Source organism: Anaerotignum sp. (assembly GCF_045122575.1).
Lineage (GTDB): Bacteria > Bacillota > Clostridia > Lachnospirales > Anaerotignaceae > Anaerotignum_A.
This window is the reverse complement of the sequence record NZ_JBGVHV010000007.1, coordinates 1-5,174: the sequence shown is the minus strand read 5'-3', so window position 1 is coordinate 5,174 and position 5,174 is coordinate 1. Positions and strand designations below refer to the sequence as shown.

General features: G+C 46.8%; 6 protein-coding genes. 3 read left to right on the top strand and 3 right to left on the bottom strand.

The annotated features are described in order from the left end of the window. Both ACJMLT_RS00235 and ACJMLT_RS00230 read right to left on the bottom strand, forming a co-directional pair. Positions 1-836 (bottom strand): ABC transporter ATP-binding protein (locus ACJMLT_RS00235; RefSeq protein ID WP_405724820.1); only part of this gene is annotated, 836 nt, incomplete at its 3' end. Between the two features lie 26 nt (positions 837-862). After that, positions 863-1,396, bottom strand: coding sequence for a helix-turn-helix domain-containing protein (locus ACJMLT_RS00230; protein ID WP_405724817.1), 534 nt, complete (start codon positions 1,394-1,396; stop codon positions 863-865). 702 nt (positions 1,397-2,098) lie between these two features. Here ACJMLT_RS00230 and rfbD point away from each other — a divergent pair. The 3 genes from rfbD to ACJMLT_RS00215 all read left to right on the top strand — a co-directional run bounded on the left by rfbD (position 2,099) and on the right by ACJMLT_RS00215 (position 4,627). Further along, positions 2,099-2,932 (top strand): dTDP-4-dehydrorhamnose reductase, encoded by an 834-nt coding sequence (gene rfbD, locus ACJMLT_RS00225; protein ID WP_405724814.1) that lies wholly within the window; start codon positions 2,099-2,101, stop codon positions 2,930-2,932. 4 nt (positions 2,933-2,936) lie between these two features. Beyond that, positions 2,937-4,214 carry a dicarboxylate/amino acid:cation symporter gene (locus ACJMLT_RS00220; RefSeq protein ID WP_405724811.1) on the top strand — a complete coding sequence of 426 codons (1,278 nt, stop codon included), beginning with the start codon at positions 2,937-2,939 and terminating at the stop codon, positions 4,212-4,214. Between the two features lie 116 nt (positions 4,215-4,330). Next, a complete protein-coding gene (locus ACJMLT_RS00215; protein WP_405724808.1) occupies positions 4,331-4,627 on the top strand; it encodes a hypothetical protein in 297 nt (98 codons plus the stop codon). 63 nt (positions 4,628-4,690) lie between these two features. Here ACJMLT_RS00215 and ACJMLT_RS00210 read toward each other — a convergent pair. After that, positions 4,691-5,174: methyltransferase domain-containing protein (locus ACJMLT_RS00210; RefSeq protein ID WP_405724805.1), on the bottom strand; the 484-nt coding region annotated here is incomplete at its 5' end.

Below are 5,174 nucleotides of genomic sequence, written 5' to 3'. Positions count from 1 at the left end.
GGACGGATGACAACGTCAACCACTTCATTTTTACCAAAACCATAGTCCACACAGTCAAAGCGTCTGCCTTCGAACACCACTTTATAATCGTCTACCATCATCCCTTCGATGATGTTGGATTCCCCGATGAAGTTGGCAACGAATTCGTTGACGGGTTCGTTATAGATATCTGTGGGGCTGCCGATCTGCTGAATTTCCCCTTCGTTCATAACAACGATCTTATCAGACATGGTCAGGGCTTCTTCCTGATCGTGGGTTACATAAATGAAAGTGATGCCAACTTCCTGCTGGATCTTTTTCAGTTCGTGCTGCATTTCTTTTCTCAGCTTTAAGTCCAGTGCGCCCAGAGGTTCGTCCAGAAGGAGGACACTGGGTTCGTTTACCAGCGCGCGGGCAATGGCGATACGCTGCTGCTGACCACCGGACATGGCTGTAACGCTTCTGTCTGCATATTCTTCCAGATTCACCAGTTTCAGCATACGTTTTACCTTCTGCTCGATGATATCCTTAGGTTCTTTTTTCAGCTTCAGACCGAAGGCAATGTTATCATATACATTCATGTGAGGGAAGAGGGCGTATTTCTGGAAAACCGTATTGACCTCTCTTTTATAAGGGGGAGTATTGGAAATATCCTGCCCGTCGAAAATGACCTGCCCCTGATCGGCATTGAGGAAGCCGCCCAGAATACGCAGCAGGGTAGTTTTACCGCAACCGGAAGGGCCCAGCAGTGTTACGAATTCATTTTCATAAATATCCAGATTGATGCCCTTCAGAACGACTTTGCCGTCTTCGTAGCTTTTCACGATGTTTTTGAACTGAATGAGTTTTTTCTTCATTTCATGTCCTCCTGTATAGATGTATATCAGAACAAAGGAGGTGTGGATACCCACAGCACCTTTGCCGTTGTTTTCTTTTCATTTTTCAGATAATGTCTGGTTTTGCCGGAAAGGTAAAAGGTTTCGCCCTTATGGACGATCTGTCTGTTTTCTCCCGTCATCAGGATCACAGCACCTTCCAGCACATAACCGAATTCTTCGCCGCTGTGGGGATCCATCACAAAGCTTTCGCCCCCCTGCGGCAGTTCGATGAGAATGGGCTCCATCTCGTTTTTCTGGGTATTTGGCACGATCCAGCGGATGGTGTAATTTTCCCTTTCATCCACAAAGAAATCTTCCTTATGAAACACTAGCTGTTCTTCCTTTTCTTCCTTGAAAAACTCTGCCAGTGTCGTTCCCAGCGCCTCCAGAATATCGTTCAGCGTAGCAATGGAAGGAGAAGTCAGGTCTCTTTCCATCTGGGACAGGAAGCCCTTCGTCAGTTCACTGCGGCTGGCCAGTTCTTCCAGCGTCAGACCCTTTTGTATGCGCAGCTGTTTGATTTTTTGACCGATCTCCATGGCCTGCATCTCCTTTTCTCCCATATTTTTTCGAATTACAAAAAGCGACAGTATTTCTGCCGGTCTCACTCATTATATCCTACTTTCCAGAAAATGCAATAGATATAAAACAAAAAATTCGATTTATTAAACTTTTTATGTTTCGCAGAGGAAAATTGTACGTTTTCCCGTGCAATTTTAACGAAACCTTTGTTTTCAATGAATTCCAACCGAAAAAATGGAATTTCACCTGCATTTTGTTTACAAATATTAAACAGAAAGAAAATTTTCTCTAAACCGAAAGCCTTGTTTTCAGAGGACTTCTCGCATTGTTTTTCAAAGAAATTCGGACAAAAAAAATCCCCTGATTTCGTGGATCAGGGGATCGGGTAAATAATTATAAAATGGAAACGTATTTATTTTTTATTTACACAACGCAGTATAACTAAAATATATTTTATTGTCAATGGAATATCCCACAAAAATTCTGCACAAAAATAAACTTTTTTTTACTAGTTATAAAAAGTATACGTTGAAAATGCACAATTTTACCATTTTTCCGTCAATTGTTACACATCTTTGTCCCACTAGGCCGTTTTTAGACCCACACAACAATACATCCTTTTCTTTCGTCAAAAGCAGCAACTCTGCCCCTCCCCCTTGTATATTCCTGTATTTTTCTGTATAATTATATAGATTTCTGTAAAAATTGGAGGGATATTTATGTTAAAACTCTGGATCGTTGGTTCCGAAAGTCAGGTCGGCAAGGCCATCCTTTCCGTACTGGACCCCATGGAACTGGAAGTCCTTTGCACCGATAAAGAAGAACTGGACATTACCGAAACAGAAGCTGTGCTGAGCTACGGTGAGATCAACCGCCCCGATATCATCATCAACTGCGCAGCCGTGACCGACACGAAGCTTTGCGAAGCAGAGCCGGAACTGGCCTACCGCGTCAATGCGCTGGGCGCAAGAAACCTGTCTCTGGTAGCAAGAAAACACAACGCAAAAATCGTACAGCTTTCCACCGATGACGTTTTTGACGGCCACAACACAAAACCCTATACCGAATTTGACGATACCCACCCCCTGACCGTATACGGCCGCTCCAAACGAGCCGGAGAAAATTACGTGAAGGAATTTACCCATAAACATTTTATCGTCCGCAGCACATGGGTCTACGGCGAAGGCAAAAACTTTGTAAATGCCCTGCTGCAGACTGCGGAAACAGAAACAGAAGCTGCCATCCCCACAGATCAGTTCGGCTCTCCTACCAGCGCGAAGGATCTGGCCCGCATCATCCTGCATCTGATCAGAACAAACGAATACGGCACCTACCACGCAACCTGCAAAGGCAAATGCAGCCGTTATGAATTTGCAGAAGAAATTCTGAAACTGTCCGGAAAAAACCTGAAGCTGACCCCTGCACTGGCGGCAGATGTTCCCACAGCGGCACGCCCTGCCTACGCCGTTCTGGACAACTTTATCCTGCGCATCATCGATGTTTACGAGATGCCCACATGGCAGGAATCCCTGAAAGAATATTTGGAGGCTTAAATTTATGGAAAATACAAAAGCAAAGAAGAAAATGGGGCTGACCACCAAGATCTTCATTTCTCTGATCTTCGGCGCCATCTTCGGTATGGTTCTGCATTACGCAGTGCCTGCCGGTCATATCAAAGATAATATTTTAGTCGAAGGTATCCTGTATATTGTCGGTCAGGGCTTCATCCGCCTGATGAAGATGCTGGTCGTTCCTCTGGTGTTCTGCTCCATCGTCTGCGGCAGCATGGCCATTGGGGATACCAAAAAACTGGGCACCGTCGGCGTGCGTACGCTGGCCTTTTATCTGGCTACCACCGCACTGGCTATCTGCGTTGCGCTGGGCATGGGAAACATTCTGGATCCCGGCGTAGGTCTGGATATGAGCGCCATTTCCGCCAATGCGGCAGAGGTGCAGACCATGGAATCCACATCCATGGCCCAGACCATTCTGAATATCATCCCCGATAACCCCCTTGGCGCTCTGGCAAACGGCAACATGCTGCAGATTATCGTATTTGCCCTCATCGTCGGTGTCATTCTGGCAAAGCTGGGCGAAAAAACAGAAACCGTTGCCAACTTCTTCAGCCAGTTCAATGATGTGATGATGGAAATGACCATGATGGTCATGAGTCTGGCACCTATTGGCGTATTCTGCCTGATCTCCAGAACATTCGCAGGCATCGGCTTCTCCGCCTTCCTGCCTCTGGCAAAATATATGATCGGCGTTCTGCTGGCATTGTGCGTACAGTGCTTCTTCGTATATCTGGGCCTGCTGAAAATTTTCACCGGCCTGAATCCCATCAAGTTTATTAAAAACTTCTTCCCCGTAATGGCCTTCGCCTTCTCCACCGCCACATCCAATGCGACCATTCCCATGTCCATTGACACACTGGCGAAAAAAATGGGCGTTTCCAAAAGGATCTCTTCCTTTACCATCCCTCTGGGGGCTACCATCAATATGGACGGTACTGCCATCATGCAGGGCGTTGCGGTCGTATTTGCCGCTCAGGCCTTTGGCATCCTGCTGACCCCCATGGATTATGTGACCGTAATCGGCACAGCGACACTGGCTTCCATCGGTACTGCCGGCGTCCCCTCCGTTGGTCTGGTCACCCTGACCATGGTATTCAACTCCGTTGGCCTGCCCGTAGAAGCCATCGGGCTGATCATGGGGATCGACCGTATTCTGGATATGGCTCGTACGGCTGTCAATATTACCGGTGACGCCGTTTGCACGACCATCGTTGCCCACCAGAACAATGCCATCGATAAAGAAGTATTTAAAAACAGCTGAACACAAAAGAGGTCTGATGACCTCTTTTTTTATGCAGAAATTCTCTTGTTTTTTCCATGGGGATGTGCGAAAATACTTCTGTTGTCTTGTCACCTGTAACCGAAAGGAGTCAATATATGTCCGAATTATTAGAAATCACCATGATCCTCTGCTTTGGGGCTTCCTGGCCCATGAACGTGATCAAATCCTATAAAGTCAGAACCGCAAAGGGGAAAAGTCTCGCCTTCCTGTGTCTGATCTTTCTGGGCTATATCGCCGGCATCGCTTCCAAATTTACAAACGAAGCCTATATGGCAGCCTTTGCCGACAAATGGTATGTGCTGTTTTTCTATTTCCTGAACCTTGCCATGGTAACGGCAGATATCCTGCTGTATTTCAGAAACAGAAAACTGGATCGTCTGGCAGGCATTTAAAAACGAAACTCCGCGAAAAAAGGAACCCGATCTCATCACCGTTCGGGTTCCTTTTGTTTTTCTTTACTGTTTTTCTCCCATTTTATAAACCACAATCCGCTCTCTGGGGTCATCCCCCGCGAACAGATCTCTGCAGTCGATCTCATCATAAAATTCCAGTTCTTCCATCTCCGTCAGGCAGGAAAGGTAGGCTTCCGAAGGATAATAGAAAAACAGCAGCATTTCCCGCGGGTTTGCATGGTAAGATTCCACCACCCGCGCCAATGCCTTCCGCAGAAGCTCCACAGAAAACGGGTTGAAAAAATAACATCTGTTGACTTCCGCCGGCACGGCATAGGTTTCCGCCCGCGCCGCTGCGAAGGCCGTCTTTGCCCTTGAAACAGCCGTTTTCTGATTTTCTAGCGCGCTCTGATACAGGCGTTCATCGTATTCGATGCCAATGGTCTTTGCCTTGGTCTGATAGGCAAGGAAGAAATCCACGCGGCCTTTGCCGCAGCCGTAATCCAGAACCACATCCTTTTTGCGGATCAGTCCATAATTGGCCAGC